The 16,900-nt window shown below is 63.8% G+C and carries 21 protein-coding genes; 17 read left to right on the top strand and 4 right to left on the bottom strand.

The window, feature by feature from the left end; genetic code table 11:
• Positions 1 to 210 precede the first annotated feature (210 nt).
• The gene (locus CBW50_RS26695; RefSeq protein WP_086148309.1) at positions 211 to 897 is read left to right on the top strand and encodes a tRNA-uridine aminocarboxypropyltransferase; all 687 of its coding nucleotides are present in this window, start codon (positions 211 to 213) and stop codon (positions 895 to 897) included.
• A gap of 128 nt (positions 898 to 1,025) precedes the next feature.
• The gene (locus CBW50_RS26690) at positions 1,026 to 2,171 is read left to right on the top strand and encodes a PA0069 family radical SAM protein (protein WP_086148311.1); all 1,146 of its coding nucleotides are present in this window, start codon (positions 1,026 to 1,028) and stop codon (positions 2,169 to 2,171) included.
• Positions 2,172 to 2,324: 153 nt separating this feature from the next.
• Here CBW50_RS26690 and CBW50_RS26685 read toward each other — a convergent pair whose 3' ends face one another.
• Both CBW50_RS26685 and CBW50_RS26680 read right to left on the bottom strand, forming a co-directional pair.
• Positions 2,325 to 2,927, bottom strand: coding sequence for a gamma-glutamylcyclotransferase (locus CBW50_RS26685; protein WP_086148310.1), 603 nt, complete (start codon positions 2,925 to 2,927; stop codon positions 2,325 to 2,327).
• A 61-nt stretch (positions 2,928 to 2,988) separates the two neighbouring features.
• On the bottom strand, positions 2,989 to 3,912 hold the full coding sequence (locus CBW50_RS26680) for a LysR family transcriptional regulator (protein WP_086148308.1): 924 nt from the start codon (positions 3,910 to 3,912) through the stop codon (positions 2,989 to 2,991).
• 126 nt (positions 3,913 to 4,038) lie between these two features.
• Between CBW50_RS26680 and CBW50_RS26675 the strand changes: the two genes are divergently transcribed.
• The 15 genes from CBW50_RS26675 (at position 4,039) to CBW50_RS26605 (ending at position 15,764) form a co-directional block, all read left to right on the top strand.
• A complete protein-coding gene (locus CBW50_RS26675) occupies positions 4,039 to 4,572 on the top strand; it encodes a VOC family protein (protein WP_076567022.1) in 534 nt (177 codons plus the stop codon).
• A gap of 60 nt (positions 4,573 to 4,632) precedes the next feature.
• On the top strand, positions 4,633 to 5,667 hold the full coding sequence (locus tag CBW50_RS26670) for a fumarylacetoacetate hydrolase family protein (RefSeq protein WP_086148307.1): 1,035 nt from the start codon (positions 4,633 to 4,635) through the stop codon (positions 5,665 to 5,667).
• A gap of 14 nt (positions 5,668 to 5,681) precedes the next feature.
• A complete protein-coding gene (maiA, locus tag CBW50_RS26665; RefSeq protein ID WP_086148306.1) occupies positions 5,682 to 6,332 on the top strand; it encodes a maleylacetoacetate isomerase in 651 nt (216 codons plus the stop codon).
• Between the two features lie 137 nt (positions 6,333 to 6,469).
• Complete coding sequence (locus tag CBW50_RS26660) at positions 6,470 to 7,249, top strand: uracil-DNA glycosylase (protein ID WP_086148305.1); 780 nt, start codon at positions 6,470 to 6,472, stop codon at positions 7,247 to 7,249.
• Between the two features lie 38 nt (positions 7,250 to 7,287).
• Positions 7,288 to 7,839: an NADAR family protein gene (locus CBW50_RS26655; RefSeq protein WP_086148304.1), complete on the top strand. Its 552-nt coding sequence runs from the start codon at positions 7,288 to 7,290 to the stop codon at positions 7,837 to 7,839.
• A 216-nt stretch (positions 7,840 to 8,055) separates the two neighbouring features.
• Positions 8,056 to 8,532, top strand: a complete 477-nt coding sequence (gene iscR, locus CBW50_RS26650) for a Fe-S cluster assembly transcriptional regulator IscR (protein WP_034779566.1) — start codon at positions 8,056 to 8,058, stop codon at positions 8,530 to 8,532.
• Between the two features lie 70 nt (positions 8,533 to 8,602).
• Complete coding sequence (locus CBW50_RS26645) at positions 8,603 to 9,829, top strand: IscS subfamily cysteine desulfurase (RefSeq protein ID WP_280175047.1); 1,227 nt, start codon at positions 8,603 to 8,605, stop codon at positions 9,827 to 9,829.
• 175 nt (positions 9,830 to 10,004) lie between these two features.
• Complete coding sequence (gene iscU, locus CBW50_RS26640) at positions 10,005 to 10,394, top strand: Fe-S cluster assembly scaffold IscU (protein ID WP_076567031.1); 390 nt, start codon at positions 10,005 to 10,007, stop codon at positions 10,392 to 10,394.
• 51 nt (positions 10,395 to 10,445) lie between these two features.
• A complete protein-coding gene (gene iscA, locus CBW50_RS26635; RefSeq protein WP_071322760.1) occupies positions 10,446 to 10,766 on the top strand; it encodes an iron-sulfur cluster assembly protein IscA in 321 nt (106 codons plus the stop codon).
• A gap of 64 nt (positions 10,767 to 10,830) precedes the next feature.
• Positions 10,831 to 11,346, top strand: coding sequence for a Fe-S protein assembly co-chaperone HscB (gene hscB, locus CBW50_RS26630; RefSeq protein WP_086148303.1), 516 nt, complete (start codon positions 10,831 to 10,833; stop codon positions 11,344 to 11,346).
• Between the two features lie 108 nt (positions 11,347 to 11,454).
• Complete coding sequence (gene hscA, locus CBW50_RS26625; RefSeq protein WP_086148302.1) at positions 11,455 to 13,335, top strand: Fe-S protein assembly chaperone HscA; 1,881 nt, start codon at positions 11,455 to 11,457, stop codon at positions 13,333 to 13,335.
• 71 nt (positions 13,336 to 13,406) lie between these two features.
• Positions 13,407 to 13,748 (top strand): ISC system 2Fe-2S type ferredoxin, encoded by a 342-nt coding sequence (gene fdx, locus CBW50_RS26620; RefSeq protein WP_034750070.1) that lies wholly within the window; start codon positions 13,407 to 13,409, stop codon positions 13,746 to 13,748.
• A 1-nt stretch (position 13,749) separates the two neighbouring features.
• Positions 13,750 to 13,944, top strand: coding sequence for a Fe-S cluster assembly protein IscX (gene iscX / locus CBW50_RS26615; RefSeq protein WP_071076333.1), 195 nt, complete (start codon positions 13,750 to 13,752; stop codon positions 13,942 to 13,944).
• The gene (locus CBW50_RS26610; RefSeq protein ID WP_086148301.1) at positions 13,931 to 14,848 is read left to right on the top strand and encodes an SAM-dependent methyltransferase; all 918 of its coding nucleotides are present in this window, start codon (positions 13,931 to 13,933) and stop codon (positions 14,846 to 14,848) included. Before iscX ends, CBW50_RS26610 begins: the two co-directional genes overlap by 14 nt.
• 157 nt (positions 14,849 to 15,005) lie before the next feature.
• Positions 15,006 to 15,764, top strand: a complete 759-nt coding sequence (locus CBW50_RS26605) for an rRNA pseudouridine synthase (RefSeq protein ID WP_086148300.1) — start codon at positions 15,006 to 15,008, stop codon at positions 15,762 to 15,764.
• Here the strand turns inward: CBW50_RS26605 and CBW50_RS26600 are convergent.
• Entirely contained in the window at positions 15,761 to 16,189 is a 429-nt protein-coding gene (locus tag CBW50_RS26600) for a group III truncated hemoglobin (protein WP_086148299.1), read from the bottom strand. The genes CBW50_RS26605 and CBW50_RS26600 overlap by 4 nt on opposite strands.
• A 66-nt stretch (positions 16,190 to 16,255) precedes the next feature.
• Positions 16,256 to 16,792 carry an RDD family protein gene (locus tag CBW50_RS26595; protein ID WP_086148298.1) on the bottom strand — a complete coding sequence of 179 codons (537 nt, stop codon included), beginning with the start codon at positions 16,790 to 16,792 and terminating at the stop codon, positions 16,256 to 16,258.
• Positions 16,793 to 16,900: the final 108 nt, after the last annotated feature.

The raw sequence follows: 16,900 nt of genomic DNA, 5'->3' as shown, positions 1-16,900 counted from the left end.
GCCCCGGCCCCGGTCGTGGCCGCGCCCGCGCCCGCGACGGGCAAGGCGGCGCCAGCGGAAGCTGTGCGCGCCCGCACGCCAAAGGCGCCGGTGGCCTCCGGCGCCGACGAATGGGAAGAGTTTTAAGCGCGGTTGCAAGCGCAGATTTCCCCCTGACATGGCGTGGGCGCTACAATCGCGGCTTGCAGACAGCCGCGATCACGCTCCGCCATGACCACCCGCCATACTTCCCGTCCTGCCGTCACCAGTTCTACGGTCGCTTCGTCTTCCCAGGGCGCATCCGTCAAACGCGCGCGCTGTCCAGCTTGCCTGCGCGCCGAAGCCAGCTGCATTTGCCGCTGGATCGCTCCCGTTGGCCACGCCGTGCAAGTGCTGATCCTCCAGCATCCGCTGGAAGTGCAGAATGCCAAGGGCAGCGCCCGCTTGCTGCACCTGAGCCTGCCCAACAGCCGCCTGCTGACAGGCGAACAATTTGCCCCCGCCACGCTTGCCGAGTTGCTGGCCGGCAAGTACAACGTGTTGCTGTATCCCGATACGCCCGGCGACCGCTCGCTGGGCATCGCGCCGCCGCCCGCGCTCGACCCCGCCATCTTGCTGGACCCGGCGCAATTGCAACTGGTGGTACTCGACGGCACCTGGCGCAAGAGCCGCAAGATGCTGTATGTAAATCCCCTGCTGCAGCAGCTGCCGCGCTTGCCGCTGCGCGACATGCCGGCTTCGCATTACCTGATCCGCAAGGCGCATGCACCCGACCAGCTGTCGACCCTGGAAGCGACGTCTTATGCCCTGATGCAGTTGGAGCAGGACGCGCCGCGTTTCGTTCCCCTGATCGCCGCCTTTGACGGTTTTGTCGCACAGCAGTTGAGTTATGTCACACCGCACGGTGAAAAAGCTTGAAATAGCACCACGGCGGCCCTTGATCTTGCCCCGGGAGCGGCATAGTATACTGTACGTATATACAGTTGATGGGGCCGTTCATGAAAGCAATCATTCCAGAGCACGATGACAGCTTTGCCGGGCAAGCGATGCTGCCGCCGCCGTCCTTGAAAGCCCGCAAGGGGCGTGGCGCCGTGTCCAACCTGCAAGGGCGCTACGAATTGCAGGCGCGGGCAGGCTTCGATGATGGCTGGGGCCTGGCCGACGAGGCCGGGCCGGCGGCCGGGGAGGAGGGCGCGGCCGCGTGGCAGACGCGGGTCAGCGACGAACAGGCGCGCACCATTCTCACGCGCAACGCCTCGCCCGATCTGCCCTTCAACGTCTCCCTGAACCCCTACCGCGGCTGCGAACATGGCTGCATCTATTGCTTTGCCCGCCCCACGCACAGCTACCTGGGCCTGTCGCCGGGGCTGGACTTCGAGAGCCGCATCTATGCCAAGGTCAACGCCCCCGAGCTGTTGCGGCGCGAACTGGCCAGGGCCTCGTACCTGCCCGAACCCATCGCCCTGGGCGTGAATACGGACGCCTATCAGCCGTGCGAGCGCGAGCGGCAGCTGACGCGGCGCGTGCTGGAAGTGCTGCACGAATGCGACCATCCGGTGGCGCTGATTACCAAATCGTCGCTGATCGAGCGCGATATCGACTTGCTGGCGCCCATGGCGGAAAAACGCCTGGCGGCCGTGGCGGTGACCGTCACCACGCTCGATCCCGCCATCGCGCGCACGCTGGAGCCGCGCGCGGCCGCGCCGGCGCGGCGCCTGCGCACCATACGCACCCTGACGGAGGCGGGCATTCCCGTGGGCGTGAGCATCGCGCCCATCATCCCGTTCGTGACGGAGCCGGAAATCGAGCAGCTGCTCGAAGCCGTGCGCGACGCGGGCGCCATCCATGCCCACTACGTGGTGCTGCGCCTGCCGTGGGAAGTGAGCCCCTTGTTCCAGCAATGGCTGGAAGCGCATTTCCCGGAACGGGCCCAGCGCGTGATGAACCGGGTGCGCGAAATGCGCGGCGGTAAGGATTACGACAGCGCGTTCGGCGCGCGCATGCAGGGCGAGGGCGTGTGGGCCGACCTGATCCGCCAGCGCTTTGAAAAGGCCGTGCACCGGCTGGGGCTGCACGGCAAGGGCGGCCGCTTCAAGCAGCTCGACTGTACGCAATTCCGGCGGCCCCTGGTGGTGCCGCCGCTGGGAAGCAAGGCAAAAGGGGGCAATGCGGGGCAGCTGGATTTGTTTTAAATTAAACCGTCGTCACGGCTGGTGCTGCACGGGCGCTCAGGTGCTGAAGGCCGGTGGCGCTGGCCTGCTGCTTGCGGGAAAGCCGCCGCTCGCCGGAGGTGGCGGCGCGCCAGCGTCCTGGAACGCGCAGGCATGGCCAGGATGCTGGCTATCTCAGGTGCCGCCGGACGTTGCGGCGTCGTTCTGGGCATGGGTCTGGAGTCGCGCCAGATGTTGCTCGATGGCAAAGACATGCGGATCGCTCTTGCCCAGTTCGCGCAGGGCGCTGGCCAGGTGCAGCACATACTCGCTGTTGGGGCCGCTGGGGCCGTTTGAGCGGGCGATCTGGCGCGCGATGTCCAGTTCCGACGCGGCGCCGAGGAAGGCGGCGTTTTCTTCGTTGGCGACGTACACCAGGCCTTGCGTGCTGCTGCCGTCGTCGAAGCTGATGTCGGTGGCCAGGCGCAGATAGCCGTTCTTTTCGCGGTGGTCGAGGTGGGCGAAGACTTCGGGCGTGATCAGGTAGGCCATGCCGTCGCACACGGCGCCCGCCTGCGGCACGATGGTGGCGACCCGGCCCGGCGCCATCGGCGTGCCCCGGTGGTCGTGCGAACCTTGCCAGAAGCGCCGCGTCCAGCCGGCGATGCTGGCGGGACGGCGCTCGAGGTACGGAAAATCGGCTTTGTAGATCAGCGAGCCGTAGCCGAACAGCCACACCTGCGCATGGCCGTCGAAGGCGTTCATGCGCTGGTTGATGGCGATGGTGGCGGCGTCGATGGGCGACAGCTCGTTCGGGGCAGGCTTGGTCATGGCGTAGGCGGCAAGGGATGGTGGCCCATTATAAGGCGGCGCCCGCTCCCACGTTCCACTCGTGCGTCTCGACATACTTGAACAAAAAGGCGATGAAGCTTTCGGCGGCCGGCGACAGCGAACGGCCCGTCTTCGTGTAGACGAAAAAGCGCCGCGTCAGTTCCGGCTCGTGCAGCGTGCGCATCTGCAGCTTATATAACTTCACCATCGGCTCCGCGTACGGCAGGCAGGCCGTGATGCCCAGGTTGGCGCTGACCATGGCCAGCGCCGTCGTCATGAACGTCACTTCATTGTAGGGATGGAGCGACAGGTCGCGCAAGCTGCCGTGCATGTCGCGCAGCAGGCGTTCCGTGAACTGGCCCTGCAGCGAGATGAACGGATAATCGGCCACGTCGGCCCAGGTCACGCGCGCTTTCCGCTGCAGCGGGTGCTGCTCGGGGAAGACCAGCACGAAGGGCATCTCGAACAGCACCTGCGCGGCGATTTCCGCCGTCGGGTCGCGCTCGGGGCCGATGCCGAAATCGACTTCGCCGCTGAAGACGCGGCTCGATACATTCTCCACGGGGCAGTCGACCAGGCGCAGCTGCACCTGCGGGTGCGCCTGGCGGTAGGCGGCGATGACTTCCGGCAGCAGCGTACACGCCATCATCTGCGGCGCCGCGATGCGCACCATGCCTGTTTTCAGGGCCTTGCGCTGGGCGATGCCGGCCATGGCGCCGTCGAGGTCCTCGATCATCTTCTCAAACAGCGGATACAGTTCGCGGCCGATTTCGGACAGCTGTGTCTTGCGCGTGCTGCGCTCGACCACGCGCACGCCCAGCACGCTTTCCAGTTCCTTGATCAAGCCGCTCAAGGCCGATTGCGTCACGTGCAGGTACTCGGCGGCCAGGGTAAAGCTGCCGGTCTTGGCAAGGGCGACGAAGGCGCGCATCTGGCGCAGGCTGGGACTCATAAGATAATCCGATAAATCAATGGTTAAATATTGTTTGTATGATAGCTGGATCTCGATTCTAATGGTGAAAAGCTGAAAAACAGGCCAGCCATCGCGCCCAGGGCGCATCCATTGGAGACAAATACCATGAAAATCAAGCAAATCCACCATGTCGCCTACCGCTGCATCGACGCGAAGCAGACCGTCGAGTGGTACGTCAAGCATTTGAACATGAATTTCGTCCTCGCCATCGCCGAAGACCTGGTGCCGTCGACCAAGGCGCCGGACCCGTACATGCACGTCTTCCTCGACGCGGGCCAGGGCAATGTGCTGGCCTTTTTTGAATTGCCGACGCAGCCGCCGATGGACCGCGACCGCAATACCCCGGCCTGGGTGCAGCATCTGGCGCTGGAAGTGGGCAGCATGGAGGAACTGCTGGCCGCCAAGGAGCGCCTGGTGGCCGCCGGCATCGACGTGCTGGGCCCCGTCAACCACGCCATCTTCCAGTCGATCTACTTCTTCGACCCGAACGGCCACCGCCTGGAGCTGGCGGCCAACGTGGGCACGCCCGAGATGATGGCCAAACTGGACGCCGTCAAATGGGAAATGCTGGAAGAATGGTCGCAGACGCGCCGCGCACCGAAGCACGCCGCCTGGATGCACGCGCCAGCCGACGCCTGAGACCCAGCCTGACCTGGCGCAAACCGCAGCCCCGATACGTTCATCCACACAAGGAACACCATGAAATTCGCAACCCTGAAGAACGGCAGCCGCGACGGCGCCCTGATCCTCGTCAGCCGCGACCTGCGCCAGTACCAGCGCGTGGCCGCCATCGCCCCCACCCTGCAGGCGGCGCTCGACAACTGGGACGCCGTGGCGCCCAAGCTGGAACAGGCCTACGCCAACCTGAACGCGGGCCAGGCGCCGGACGCACAGCCGTTTGACGCCAATCTGTGCCACTCGCCGCTGCCGCGCGCCTACCAGTGGGCCGACGGTTCGGCCTACATCAACCACGTGGAACTGGTGCGCAAGGCGCGCAACGCGGAAGTGCCGGCCTCGTTCTACACGGACCCGCTGATGTACCAGGGCGGCTCCGACAGTTTTATCGGACCGCGCGACCCCATCTTCGCCCTGTCGGAAGAGTGGGGCATCGATCTGGAAGCGGAGGTGGCGGTGATTACGGGCGACGTGGCCATGGGCGCCAGCGCGGACGACGCGGCGAAAGCGATCCGCCTGGTGATGCTGGTCAACGACGTCTCGCTGCGCAACCTGATCCCGGGCGAACTGGCGAAGGGCTTCGGTTTCTTCCAGTCGAAGGCGGCCAGCGCGTTTTCGCCCGTCGCCGTCACGCCCGATGAACTGGGGGCCGACTGGGCGGACAGCAAGCTGCACCTGCCGCTGCTGGTGGACCTGAATGAGCAGCCCTTCGGTAAACCCAATGCGGGCGAAGACATGACCTTCAATTTTGCGCAGCTCGTCGCCCATGCGGCCAAAACGCGCGAACTGGGCGCCGGCAGCATCGTCGGCTCGGGCACCGTGTCGAACAAGCAGGGCAACCTGTTCGGCTCCAGCATCGAAAATGGCGGCGTGGGCTATTGCTGCCTGGCCGAAGTGCGCATGTACGAAACCATCGAACACGGCGCGCCGAAAACGGCGTACCTGAAGTTCGGCGACAAGGTGCGCATCGAGATGCGCGACGCGGCCGGCGCCAGCATCTTCGGCAGCATCGTGCAGACGGTCGCGCTGTATGTCGGCAACAGCGCCGGCCGCGCCTGAGGGGAGGGCGCCCGATGAAGCTGTACACCTATTTCCGCAGTTCGGCCGCCTACCGCGTGCGCATCGCCCTCAATTTGAAGGGCATCGCCTATGACAGCATCGCCGTGCACCTGCTGCAGGATGGCGGACAGCAGCTGCTGCCGGCCTACCGCGCCGTCAACCCGTCGGCCCTGGTGCCGGCGCTCGATGACGATGGCGCCATCCTGACGCAGTCGCTGGCCATCCTCGAATACCTCGACGAGACGCATGCGGCCGCGCCGCTGCTGCCGGCCGACGCGCTGGGACGCGCCAGGGTGCGCGCGCTGGCGCTGGCGATCGCCTGCGACGCCCATCCGCTGACGAATCTGCGCGTCCTGAAGTATCTGAAAGGGACGCTGGGCCTGTCCGAGGAAACCAAGCAGGAATGGTACCGCCACTGGATGGCCGAGGGACTGGCGGCCGTCGAAGCGCTGCTGGCCCAGGGCGACCCGGCCGGCGCGGGCCTGTTCTGCCACGGCGACAGTCCCACGATGGCCGATTGCTGCCTGGTGCCGCAAGTGTTCAATGCGCAGCGCTTCGGCATCGACCTGGCGCCTTACCCGCGCGTGGCGCGCATCCACGCGCACTGCGCCGCCTTGCCGGCCTTTGCCGCCGCCCATCCGGCGCAGCAGCCTGACGCCGAATAGATTTTATAGCGCACGATGCAGAAAGCCCCGCCTGGCAACAGGCGGGGTTTTTTTATGCGTGCTTGATTTTTGGAGGGCAATTCTTGCTTGCCGGTGCGCTACAATTTGCGTTTGCCCAAATATTTTACTGACGCGTCATGACCGCTACCACCATTCCTGCCAGCATAGCCGATGCCCTGTCCCTGGCGCATGCTTCCTGGCGGCCCATCCTGCTGCGCGGCCTGCAGGCCGTGATGGCGGCCGATCCCGCCTACCTGCCGGCGCTGGCCGCCGACGATTATCTGCCCACGCAGGGCCGGCTGTTCGCCGCCTTCGCCCTGCCGCTGGCGCAGGTGCGCTATGTGCTGGTGGGCGAGGGACCGTATCCGCGCGCCGACAGCGCCACGGGCGTGTGCTTCATGGATGGCGCCGTCGGCAGCCTGTGGTCGGCGACGGGCCTGTCGAAGCCCGTCAACCGCGCCACCTCCCTGCGCAACTTCATGAAGATGCTGCTGGTGGCCGATGGCCAGCTGCAGGGCGGCGACACCTCCGGCGCGGCCATGGCGCCCGTGGCGGCCGCCGCGCTGCAAGCCGGCAGCGGCGTGGTCCAGAGCCTGCCCGACTTGCAGCGCAAGATGACGGAGCAGGGTTTCTTGCTGCTCAACGCGGCGCTGGTGTTCCGTTCCCACGTGCCGCCCGTGCAGGATGCGCGCGGCTGGCTGCCCTTCCTGCAGGTGGTGCTGGAAGCGCTGGCGCGGCAGGGCGGGGCGGCCTTGCCGCAACTGGTGCTGTGGGGCAAGATTGCCGAGCTCATCAAGCGCTTGCCGGTGGCCGCATTGTTGCCGCAGGTCACGGCGGAACATCCGTATAATCTGTCCTTTATCGGCAACAGCGACATGCAGGCCTTGTTTGGCCCGATGCGGCTGTTGCGTGCTTGAGATTGAATTGGCGCCTGTCTGGCGGAAGTGCGGGGAATATGCAAATCAGTAACGTGGAAGAATTGAAGGCGTGGATCGCGGCCGGCGGCGTGCCCGACTATCTGTATTTCTGGGGCCACACGCCGGCGCAGCCGCAGGTGCCCGACAAAAGCTGCTTCAGCCAGTGGTTTCCGTCGCCGTTCAGCCTGGCCGGCGTGACGTATGCGACGGCCGAACATTACATGATGGCGCAAAAGGCGGCCCTGTTTGGCGATACCTCGGTGCAGGCGCGCATCGTGGCGGCCGAACGGCCGTCGGAAGTGAAGAAGCTGGGGCGCGAAGTGGCCAATTTCGACGCCAAAGTGTGGGAAGCGGCGCGCGCCGGCATCGTCTTCGATGGCAATTTTGCCAAGTTCTCGCAAAAAGCCGCGCTGCGCAAGTTCTTGCTGGGCACGGGCGAGCGCGTCATCGTCGAAGCCAGTCCCGTCGACCGCATCTGGGGCGTGGGCCTGGCGTCGGACAATCCGCGCATCGGCGATCCATCGCGCTGGGACGGCTTGAACCTGCTGGGGTTTGAACTGATGAAAGTAAGAAGCGCTTTACGGGGCTGAGAATTGACGCTGCGCATGCCCGCGCTTTCCCGACTGTTGTTTTCCTGATGCCGCCGCGCCTGGCGCGGCCGGCCATGCCCCTGCCAGCCCTGTGGTCATCGAGGGGCGCTCTGACAAACCCCGCCGAATTTGTTATACTTGACTAAATCATTCAACTACTCGGGCTTTGAGAAGTTGAAAAACCGCAATATTTTAAACCAGTTGACCAGAGGATGTATGCGTCTGACTACAAAAGGCCGTTTTGCCGTGACAGCGATGATCGATCTTGCCCTGCGCCAGGGCAAGGGGCCGGTCACCTTGTCCGGCATCAGCCAGCGCCAGTCGATTTCCCTGTCCTACCTGGAACAGCTGTTCGGCAAGTTGCGCCGGCATGAGATCGTCGAATCGATCCGCGGTCCGGGCGGCGGCTACAGCCTGGCGCGCCGTGCCGACAAGGTGACGGTGGCCGACATCATCATCGCCGTCGACGAGCCGCTGGACGCCACGCAGTGCGGCGGCAAGGAGCATTGCCACGGCGCCGACGCGGCCACGGGCGCGCGCTGCATGACGCATGAATTGTGGTCCACGCTCAACGAAAAAATGGTCGATTATCTGGATTCTGTGTCCCTGCAGGACCTGGTCGACCAGCAGAGACAAAAGATTGCCGAACAAAGCGTGATGGTGATGCACCGTAACCACGCCGCCCTCGGTTGAACATAACAAAATACCAAGTTGCTGATTGCAGGAGTTATTGATGAACGCCCCAGAAAAAAACGTAGGCCAAGTGCACTTTGAAACCGCACCGCATTTCCCGATCTACATGGATTACTCGGCCACCACGCCGATCGATCCCCGCGTCGCCGACAAGATGATTCCCTACCTGCGCGAGCAGTTCGGCAATCCGGCCTCGCGCAGCCATATGTACGGCTGGACGGCGGAAAAAGCCGTGGAAGAGGCACGCGGCCACGTGGCGGCGCTGGTGAACGCCGATCCGCGCGAAATCATCTGGACTTCCGGCGCGACGGAAAGCAACAACCTGGCCATCAAGGGCGCGGCGCAGTTCTACAAGACCAAGGGCAAGCACATCATCACCGTCAAGACCGAGCATAAATCGGTGCTCGACACGGTGCGCGAACTGGAACGCATCGGCTTTGAAGCGACCTACCTGGAACCGCAGGACAACGGCCTGATCACCGTCGAGCAGCTGGCCGCGGCCGTGCGCCCGGATACCATCCTCGTGTCGGTGATGCTGGTGAACAACGAAATCGGCGTGATCCAGCCGATCGACGAGATCGGCGCGTTCTGCCGCTCGAAAGGCATCATCTTCCATTGCGACGCCGCGCAGGCGACGGGCAAGGTCGTCATCGACCTGCAAAAGACCAAGGTCGACCTGATGACCTTCACGGCGCACAAAACCTACGGTCCGAAGGGCGTGGGCGCCCTGTATGTGTGCCGCAAGCCGCGCGTGCGCCTGGAAGCGCAGATGCACGGCGGCGGCCATGAGCGCGGCCTGCGCTCGGGCACCCTGCCGACGCACCAGATCGTCGGCATGGGCGAAAGCTTCCGCATCGCCAAGGAAGAGATGGACAGCGAAATCGGCCGCATCCAGGCCTTGCGCGACCGCCTGGCCAAGGGCCTGCAGGAGATCGAAGAAGTCTATATCAACGGCGACATGGACCACCGCGTGCCGCACAACCTGAACGTCAGCTTCAACTACGTCGAAGGCGAGTCGCTGATCATGGCGATCAAGGATATCGCCGTGTCGTCCGGTTCGGCCTGCACCTCGGCCAGCCTGGAGCCATCGTACGTGCTGCGCGCCCTGGGCCGCAGCGACGAACTGGCGCACAGCTCGATCCGCTTCACCATCGGCCGCTTCTCGACCGAGGAAGACATCGACTTCGCCGTGAACCTGCTGAAATCGAAAGTACACAAATTGCGTGAGCTGTCGCCGCTGTGGGACATGTTCAAGGAAGGTATTGACATTAATTCGATCCAATGGGCAGCCCACTAAAAGCACCTGTTAAACCTACTGCGCGTCGCGATTTGCGGCCTGCGATGCTCACTGTGCTACAGCACAGTTCCGCTTCTCGGCCACAACTCATTGCCGCTCGCTACGGTTTTCCAGGCACTTGAAGATAAATTTGCCTCGTGAACGGGGCCGGCAAGAATATTTAAGGAGCATCAAAATGGCTTACTCGGACAAAGTACTCGATCACTACGAAAACCCGCGCAACGTGGGCGCTTTCGACAAGGGTGATGAAACCATCGGCACCGGCATGGTGGGCGCGCCCGCCTGCGGCGACGTGATGAAACTGCAGATCAAGGTCGGCGCCGATGGCCTGATCGAAGACGCGAAATTCAAGACCTACGGCTGCGGTTCGGCCATCGCGTCGAGTTCGCTGGTGACGGAATGGGTCAAGGGCAAGACCCTGGACCAGGCGCTGGCCATCAAGAACACGCAGATCGCCGAAGAACTGGCGCTGCCGCCAGTGAAGATCCACTGCTCCATCCTGGCGGAAGACGCCATCAAGGCAGCCGTTCTGGATTACCAGACCCGCCATCCAGTAGCAGCTTAAACGTTGGCAGCCCGCCCCAGCCGCAAGGCCGGGGCAGTTGCGGAGAAATACATGATCACACTGACCGAAAAAGCGGCGAAGCACATCAACCGTTATATCGAACGGCGCGGCAAGGGCGTGGGCCTGCGCTTCGGCGTGCGCACCACGGGCTGCTCGGGCCTGGCCTACAAGCTCGAATACGTCGATGAAGCGGCGGCCGAAGACAGCGTCTTCGAGTCGCACGGCGTGAAAGTCTTCGTCGATCCGAAAAGCCTGCCCTACATCGACGGCACGGAACTCGATTTTGCGCGCGAAGGCTTGAATGAAGGCTTCAAGTTCCACAATCCGAACGAAAAAGACGCCTGCGGCTGCGGCGAGAGCTTTAGAATTTAAAAGCTGGCAAGACCCCGGTCGGTGCGCTGTACTCATCGATTGAGGCACAGCGACCACCGACACTATGCAAAACCACTTCGAACTCTTCCAGTTGCCGGCCCAGTTCTCGCTCGACATGAGCGCGCTCGACGCGGCTTACCGCGACGTGCAGGGCAAGGTCCATCCCGACCGCTTCATCAACGCCAGCAGCGCTGAAAAGCGCGTGGCGATGCAATGGGCCACGCGCGCCAATGAAGCCTACCAAACCCTGAAAAGCCCGCAAAAGCGCGCGCAATACTTGTGCGAGATCAATGGCGTCGACCTGCAGACGGAGTCGAACACGGCCATGCCCGTCAGCTTCCTGATGCAGCAGATGGAATGGCGCGAGGAGCTGGGCGACGCGCGCGCGGGCAAGGACGCCGACGCGCTCGACGCCCTGGACCGCCAGCTGCGCGGCGAACGCAAGGCCTTGCTGGCCCAGGTGGCGGCCCAGCTCGATGGTGGCGACTATGTGAACGCCGCGCAAAGCGTGCGCGCCCTGATGTTCCTCGACAAATTCGGCGAGGAAGTGCGTTTTGCCTATGAGGCCATGGAAGCCTGACTGGCCTATCGCTTGACCGGCGTGCCAAGCGCCAGTCTGGCGCGCGTCTTATAATGCGCACCAGGCATCAGCTGCATCATGCAATAAATTAATCGAGGCACGAATACAATGGCACTTCTGCAAATTTCCGAACCAGGCATGTCGACCGCGCCGCACCAGCACCGCCTGGCCGTCGGCATCGACCTTGGCACCACCAATTCCCTGGTCGCGACGGTCCGCAACAGCATTCCCGAGGTGCTCAACGACGAAGAAGGGCACTCCCTGCTGCCGTCCGTCGTGCGCTACCTGCCGAATGGCCATGCGAACATCGGCTACAAGGCCCTGGCCGCACAGACCACCGACCCGAAGAACACCATCGTGTCCGTCAAGCGCTTCATGGGCCGCGGCCTGGCCGACATCGCCTACGCGGAAAACCTGCCTTACGACTTCCAGGATACGCCTGGCATGGTGCAGCTGAAAACCGTGGCCGGCGTGAAAAGCCCCGTTGAGGTGTCGGCACAGATCCTCGCCACCCTGCGCCAGCGCGCCGAGGATTCGCTGGGCGACGACCTGGTGGGCGCCGTCATTACTGTACCAGCGTATTTCGACGATGCCCAGCGCCAGGCGACGAAAGATGCGGCGCAATTGGCCGGCATCAATGTCTTGCGCCTGCTGAGCGAGCCGACGGCCGCCGCCATCGCGTATGGCCTCGATAACGCTTCCGAAGGCGTGTACGCCGTGTACGACCTTGGCGGCGGCACGTTCGACATCTCGATCCTGAAGCTGAGCAAGGGCGTCTTTGAAGTGCTGTCCACGGGCGGCGATTCGGCCCTGGGCGGCGACGATTTCGACCGCCGCCTGTTCTGCTGGATCAGCGAGCAGGCCAAGCTGGCGCCGCTGTCGGACGAAGACACGGCCATCCTGATGGTGAAGGCGCGCGAAATCAAGGAATTGCTGTCGACCAAGCCGGAAACGACGATAGACGCCAAGCTGAACTCGGGCGAGGAAATCCACCTGCGCATCACGGCAGCGGACTTTGCCGCCATGACGCAGCACCTGGTGGGCAAGACCATGAACGCCATCAAGAAGGCGCTGCGCGACGCGAACGTGGATGCGGACGACGTCGACGGCGTGGTGATGGTGGGCGGCGCCACGCGCATGCCGCACGTGCAGCGCGCCGTGAGCGAATTCTTCCACACGACGCCGCACGCGAATATCGACCCCGATAAAGTGGTGGCGCTGGGCGCGGCCATCCAGGCGAATTTGCTCGCTGGCAACCGCGCCGCCGGCGACGACTGGCTGTTGCTGGACGTCATTCCGCTGTCGCTCGGTATCGAAACCATGGGCGGTCTGGTGGAAAAGATCATCCCGCGCAATTCGACCATACCATGCGCGCGCGCCCAGGAATTCACGACATTTAAAGATGGCCAGACGGCCCTGGCCGTGCACGTGCTGCAGGGCGAGCGCGAACTGGTCAGCGATTGCCGCTCGCTGGCGCGCTTTGAATTGCGCGGCATTCCGCCGATGGTGGCGGGCGCCGCGCGCATCCGCATCACCTACCAGGTCGATGCGGACGGCTTGCTGTCCGTCTCGGCGCGCGAACTGCGCTCGGGCGTGGAAGCGTCGATCAGCGTCAAGCCCGCCTATGGCCTGGGCGACGACGACATCGCCCGCATGCTGCAGGATTCGTACACCTCGGCCGACGTCGACATGGTGGCGCGCGCGCTGCGCGAAGAGCAGGTGGAAGCGGAACGCATCCTGCTGGCCACGCAGTCGGCGCTGGACGAAGACGGCGGCTTGCTGGACGCGGCCGAGCGCGCGGCAGTCGATGGCCTGATGAACAAGGTGCGCGACGCCATTATCCAATCGCAAAGCGGAGCCATCGACCACCAGGCATTAAAACTGGCGATCGAGGCACTGGCCGACGGCACCGAGGATTTCGCCTCGCGCCGCATGGACCGCAGCGTGCGCACGGCATTGACGGGCAAAACGCTTGATCAGGTCGTATAAAACTAATAGAACAGCGCGCCGCAGGCACTCGCCGCGGCCGCGCTCCGAATGACAGACTGAAAGAAGAAACCATGCCACAAATCGTTATCCTGCCGCACGCCAAGCTTTGCCCGGACGGCGCCGTCATCGAAGCCCCGGCCGGCAAGTCCATCTGCGACATCCTGCTGGAAAACGACATCGACATCGAGCACGCCTGCGAAAAATCGTGCGCTTGCACCACCTGCCACGTGCTGGTGCGCGAGGGCATCGAATCCCTGAACGAAGCGACGGAACTGGAAGAAGACATGCTGGACAAGGCCTGGGGCCTGGAAGCCGTGTCGCGCCTGTCGTGCCAGTCCATCGTGGCCGAGGCCGACCTCGTCGTCGAAATCCCGAAATACACGATCAACCAGGTCAGCGAAGGCAGTCACTAACATGAAATGGTCCGACATACACGCGATCGCCGAGGCGCTGTACGACGCGCATCCGGACATCGATCCGCTGACCGTGCGTTTCACCGACCTGCATAACTGGGTGGTGGAGCTGGACGGCTTCGACGATGACCACACGCGCGGCGGCGAAAAAGTGCTCGAAGCGATACAGATGGCGTGGATCGATGAAGCGCGCTAAGGGCGCGGCAGCCGCCGCCACCGCAGCCGTTGCGCCGAAAGACATCATCACGGCCGCCAGCAACATGCCCGAGATCAAGGATGGCCAGTCGGTCGCCCTGCTGCAGGAATTGCATATCCTGACGCGCGACGGCAAGATGAACCAGGACAGCCGCCGCAAGCTCAAGCAGGTGTACCACCTGACGCAGTTCATCGAGCCGCTGCTGCGCGAAGTGCAGCTCGACCACCCCGGCGTGTCGCTGGTCGACCACGGCGCCGGCAAGTCGTATCTCGGTTTCATCCTGTACGACCTGTTCTTCAAGAACGGCAACGACGGTTCGCACATCTACGGCATCGAGACGCGCGAAGAGCTGGTGCAGCGCTCGCAAGAGCTGGCGAAGAAATTCAAGTTCCCCGGCATGTCGTTTTTGCCGCTGTCCGTGGCCGAATCGACGGAATCGAACCTGCTGCCGCAGCAGATCGACATCGTCACGGCCTTGCACGCGTGCAACACGGCCACCGATGACGCCATCCACTTCGCCCTGAAGAAAAAGGCGAAGTTCATGGTGCTGGTGCCATGTTGCCAGGCCGAAGTCGCTAGCGTATTGAAGAAGAACAAGGGCAAGAGCCTGGGCAAGAATGTTTTGACGGAATTGTGGCGCCACCCGCTGCACACGCGCGAGTTCGGCAGCCAGATCACCAACGTGCTGCGCTGTTTGCAGCTGGAAGCGCATGGCTACCAGGTCAGCGTGACGGAACTGGTGGGCTGGGAGCATTCGATGAAGAATGAACTGATCATCGCCAGCTACAAGAACCTGCCGCGCCAGCGCCCGACGGAGCGCCTGCAGGAAGTGCTGCAGACCCTGGGCCTGGAAGAGATGGGCCACCGTTTCTTTGCCGAGGAACTGGCCAAGGCCACGGCTTGATTGTCGGATGACGACCGGGGTCTGACCCCGGCCTTTTGCTGCGTAGGCCGGATTAGCGCAGCCTGATCCGACAGCCGGCAGCGCAAGTCGCAAAAGAGGCGGGGCGGGTCGGTTACAATACCGGCTTTCTCCTCCTCTTGCTTTTTGCGCCTTCCCCATGACCACACCACACGAAATGCCCACCATCCGCCTGGCCAAGCGCCTGTCCGAAGACGTGCCCTGCTCGCGCCGCGAGGCCGAGCTGTATATCGAGGGCGGCTGGGTCACGGTCGACGGCGTGCTGGTGGAGGAATCGGGCGCGCGCGTGGCCGATAATCAGGAAGTGGTGCTGTTGCCGAACGCCACCCTCGACGAGATGCCGCCCGTGACGATTCTGCTGCACAAGCCGGCCGGCATCCATGGCGGTATCGGCAGCGAGGGCAAGCCTGCATTGAGCTGTCTGCGTCCCGAAGAGATATTCACCCCGGAGAACGTGGCGCCGAGCTCCGTCACGCGCTTCCTCAAGCGCCACCTGATCGGCCTGACCATCACCAACCCGCTGGAAACCATGGCCTCTGGCCTGCTCGTGTTCACGCAGGATTTCCGCGTGGCCCGCAAGCTGGTCGACGAAGCGAAGACGGTGGAGCAGGAATTCATCGTGGAAGTGGCGGGCGACATCATGGAAAACGGCCTGGCGCTGCTCAATCACGGCTTGCCCTTCAATGGCAAGCCCTTGCCGCCGATCAAGGTCAGCTGGCAGAACGAGACGCGCTTGCGTTTCGCCCTGAAAAACGTGCAGCCGGGCCAGATCGCCCATATGTGCAAGATGGTGGGACTGGACGTCGTCGCCATGAAGCGCCTGCGCATCGGCCGCATCCCGATGGGCGCCATGCCCGTGGGGCAATGGCGCTACCTGCAAGGCTACGAGAGGTTCTAAAGCTGCGGCGCCACGATGGAATGGTTTTCCGCAAAGCTTTTCCATAGCCGTTCGGCAATATTCAAGGCGATGGCATCGGCCTTCTCCTGCAGGGCCAGGTTGCCCATGCTTTCCGTGGTGGCAAAGAACAGGGTCAGCCAGCGTCGGAACATGCACGGCGTCAGGTTTTCCATCTGCGCGTGCTGGGCCAGCGGCTTGCCGTGGTAGCGCATGGTGCCGCGCAGCAAGCCTGACCAGAAATCAACGAGGGTCGCCAGGTGGGCGTCCCAATCCTTGACCTCGGCGGCAAAGATGGGGCCCAGCATGGCGTCGTCGCGCGCGGCCGCATAAAAGGTGTGGACAAGATGCTTGACGTCGTCTTCGCTGCAGACTTCCGCGCGGTATTTGGCGAAGCGGGTATGGGGGAGGGGGGCGGTATTATTCATGGCATGCCATGATCGCAGAGCCCCCGTGGCGCTTCAATGACGCAGGTCAAGACCTGCCGAGACAGCTCAAGCGGCGACCTTCTTCGCTTTCCTGGCGGGGGCCGGCAATTGCACGATCTGCGTGCCCAGCAATTTATCGTGCAGGAACTGGCCATTGCCCGTGAACAGGGCCGTGGCCGACCAGGCGAGGATGCCGATGCCGATGGCGCCCAATGCCGTCCAGTGCTGCAAGTCAAACGCGTACGCCACCAGCAGGGCTGGCAACAGCCACATCCAGGCCAGGATGTAGCGGCAGGCGGCCAGGCGCAGCGGCACGTGGGCGTGGCCCGGCAACACCACTTTCAGGCGCCACGTCTTCATGGCCAGGGTCTGGCCTTCGCGGCTCCACTGGTGGATGAAATACGCACCCATGACGAGGAAGGCCAGGCACTGGCGCAGGTGTTCCGTCAGCGGCGTGTGCGCGCCCTGCACGGCCAGTTCAAGCAGCAGGAAGGGCAAGAACAGCACGGCCAGGGCCAGCAGCGACTCGTAAACCATGGAAATCAGGCGGCGCTTGATTGTCGGGCGGGAAGTGTTGCTGGCGGCAGGCGTACTATTTGACATTGGTGGGCAGTGGGGCAGGCGTGGTGGGTGGCGTGACGGGCACGGCGGCGGGCGGCGTGGCCGCGGCGGGATCGGCTGCCGGCGCGGGGGCAGCTGCGGCAGCGGCAG

The organism is Janthinobacterium sp. GW458P, assembly GCF_002127585.1.
Classification (GTDB): domain Bacteria; phylum Pseudomonadota; class Gammaproteobacteria; order Burkholderiales; family Burkholderiaceae_D; genus Janthinobacterium.
This window is presented reverse-complemented; position numbering and strand designations above follow the sequence as displayed.